Genomic DNA, 428 nt, shown 5'->3' on the forward strand with positions numbered 1-428 from the left:
TGGAAATTTCTATGCAATAGCCTTCTTTCCTGGAAATTGCAACCTATGCGAAGAATGTGAATTTGAAAAAAGTAGAAAATGCAAAATGCCAGAGAAAGTGAGGCCCTCAATCGACGCAATCGGAATAGAACTCTCAACTATCGTGAATCTAGACTTTTCCGAAAGTGTTTTGTATGGTCTCATACTTATAGACTAAAGTGAGGAGAATGAAAGCATACATAACAATGCTCGGAAGATCCACATGGGCCATGGTGAACGCATACTATGCTACAGTTATGAATGGATACAAACCCGATGAAATTTACATTTTCCTAGAAAATGCCTACAAACAAAATCTCCCAAAGGCTGTAGAGGCTTTAAAAATAATCTCCGAAGCTTATGATTTCTCCCCAAAAATTAAGTGGGAAATCATTGAAGAGGACAACTTA

At 37.6% G+C, this 428-nt stretch carries 1 protein-coding gene and 1 pseudogene; both read left to right on the forward strand.

Going from position 1 to position 428, the window contains the following annotated elements:
* The coding region (locus E3E37_RS11190) for a DUF2284 domain-containing protein (protein ID WP_240921984.1) at positions 1-196 on the forward strand (196 nt) is incomplete at its 5' end.
* Positions 197-206: 10 nt separating this feature from the next.
* A pseudogene (locus E3E37_RS11195) lies at positions 207-428 on the forward strand (hypothetical protein); the annotation flags it as partial.

Origin of the sequence: Thermococcus sp. ES12 (assembly GCF_012027515.1) — an archaeon.
Lineage (GTDB): Archaea > Methanobacteriota_B > Thermococci > Thermococcales > Thermococcaceae > Thermococcus > Thermococcus barossii.